Here is a 2585-nt window from a genome sequence, read left to right on the forward strand (position 1 = left end):
TTCGGGATATAGAAAACCACTCAAGCATAAGGCCCTATGAATTGAAATTCAAGCGGGCTATATGCTATCGTGTTTTCATGAAATGCGCACTTACGACTTGGATTTCATCCAAGTCAAAGTTTGCGTAAGGGGATTCCCCTTAACCCCAAAAAACTGCTACGCAATTTTTAAAAGCAAAAGCAAAACCACCACAAGGCTAAGGCATGGCAATTTATCACTGTACTACTAAGACCGTTAACCGAAGTTCGGGACGAACTGCAGTTGCATCTATGGCTTACCGTGCAGGAGAAAAATTGAAAGATGAACGGACAGGGTTAACCCATGACTTCACAAGAAAAGAAGGTGTGGTTTATACAGAGATTCTTTCTAACTTGGATACTGAATTAGACCGAAGCCAAGTTTGGAATCTGGCAGAAAAATCTGAGAATCGAAAAGATGCCCGAACCGCACGTGAATGGGTTATCGCTTTACCTGATGAACTGGACGAAGAACAGCGAAAAGAATTGGCTAAAGAGTTTGCCCAATCATTAGTAGACCGTTATGGGGTGATTGCAGATTTAGCCATCCATGCACCCAGCAAAGGAGGGGATGATAAAAACCATCATGCGCATATCTTGCTGACTACACGTAAGGCTGAACTGGATCAAGATCATAATCTGGTGCTAAAGGATAAGACTGATATTGAGTTAAGCAATGCCAAGAGAAAAAGCCTGGGCATGGGAACAAGCCAGGAAGAAATTAAACAGATCCGAGCCACCTGGGCAAACTTAGCCAATCATGCCCTCGAACATGCAGGGTATCGGGAAAGAATCGACCACCGTAGTTATGCCGATCAAGGCAAGGATCTACAAGCTACCATCCATGAGGGTAGTAAAGTTACCCAGATGCGCAGAAAAGGCATAGATACTGAAATTAGCCGTTTTAACGATACGATCAAACAGCAAAACAGCCAACAGCTCCAAAACAAACAACAGCACAAGGAAAAGACCTTAGAACAAGGGTTCAACCATGTTGAGCAAGGTTTCAAACAATGGAAGAAAGATCGGGAAGCACAACGTCTGGAACAAGAGCAAAGACAAAGATTGAAATTGGAACAAGAGCAAAAGATGAAACAGACACAGCGTATTAAATATGAAAGAAGTGGCCCATCGCTATGAGCAACCAAAACGACTTAGACGATCAACTATATATTTTACTGGCCTCCATGAAGGAATATAGAGAGGCCATAGCAGACGATAACAAGCGATTAGAGGTATTTTACAACCAAATCGCTAACGGAGTACTCAATAAGGCTGAAAAATCGCTAGAAAACGCAAATAAGAAACATACAGCTGCATTAAACAATAGTATTCAAGAATTAAACGAAGCTACAAAAAGGCTCAACTTAAAATTTATCATTATTTTTGCCAGCACGTTTGTCGCTGTGATGATGGTATTCATCTTGGCAATATTCTTGTACGTGCCAAGCAAAGATGAAATTAATGAACGTAGAACTGATATGGCTGTACTTAAAAAATATCCACTACAAATTAGAGAAAGTGATGGTGAAACACTAGTCAGAATCATGACGAAAAATTGCTATTCATTTCAGCCAAATAGTGTCAAAGAAAAGACCTATGACTGGTGCCAGATCGACCCTAAAAGATATTAGTTGATCGGTACTTTGCTTGGTTTTTCTCATAGCTAATCAGATTATAGCAAGCGCAAAGTTGCCCGACTTTGAAATATGGCTAAAGCCATATTTCAAAGCATCGAGCTAAATTTTGGTTTCTTATGTCATATCTATTTGCAATGGGAAAAGGCATGCTAAAACATTAAAAGAAGGAATAAATAATGAGAAAGCATTTGATTTTCCTATTTTTTATAATGATGCTTTTTATTTTAGCTATAGTTATTAAGATCGAAAATGATCAGAAAAAAGAGCAACAGTTAAGTAAATTGAAGCTAATTGAAAAGAAAATTAATTAAGTAAAAACTGAGTTATACTTTTTTGATAACGATAATAACTAAGCCCAGAAGACACCTAATCCCAGCACTACACCTGCTGGGATTTTTTTTCTTATGCTTAATTACTTACTTTCCGATATAGATTATGAATGTATGTATTTTACCAATAGGTAAAGTGCAAGGATATAAGATAAAAGAAAGGATGCTTTAAGAAAGCAGTCTAAAAATTACTAATTTTATATAATAATTTTTTTTATTATATATACTTAACTATTTATATCTTAAGACGAATTACCAATGACCGCTATACGATTATTATATGTAAGTAAGTTCAGGTCTAAAATTTATTCTAAGAGTGAACTTTATGAAATTTTAACCGAAGCATTAAAGTTTAATGGAGCAAATCAGATCTATGGGGCTCTTTACTATGGAAATGATTACTTTGTTCAATGTTTAGAGGGGCAAGAAGATAAAGTAAAGCATCTTTTTCATGACAAAATCTTAAAAGATCCGCGTCATGAAAATTGTGAAGTTCTTTATCTTGAGAAGATCAGTACATATCTCTTTTCTAATTGGTATATGAAATATGCCAATATTGATCAGGATATAGTTAAGTTTTTCTCTAAAAATCATAATGA

3 protein-coding genes are annotated in these 2585 nt (G+C 36.4%); all 3 read left to right on the forward strand.

Translation table 11 applies throughout. The annotated features are described in order from the left end of the window. Window positions 1–203: 203 nt before the first annotated feature. Complete coding sequence (mobQ, locus tag FTV37_RS16925) at window positions 204–1157, forward strand: MobQ family relaxase (RefSeq protein WP_179991710.1); 954 nt, start codon at window positions 204–206, stop codon at window positions 1155–1157. Beyond that, window positions 1154–1651, forward strand: a complete 498-nt coding sequence (locus tag FTV37_RS16930) for a hypothetical protein (protein WP_179991709.1) — start codon at window positions 1154–1156, stop codon at window positions 1649–1651. The genes mobQ and FTV37_RS16930 overlap by 4 nt, the downstream gene beginning before the upstream one ends. Before the next feature lie 593 nt (window positions 1652–2244). After that, on the forward strand, window positions 2245–2585 hold a 341-nt coding region (locus tag FTV37_RS16935; protein ID WP_180064306.1), incomplete at its 3' end, for a BLUF domain-containing protein.

Source organism: Acinetobacter sp. YH16042 (assembly GCF_013417245.1).
GTDB lineage: Bacteria > Pseudomonadota > Gammaproteobacteria > Pseudomonadales > Moraxellaceae > Acinetobacter > Acinetobacter amyesii.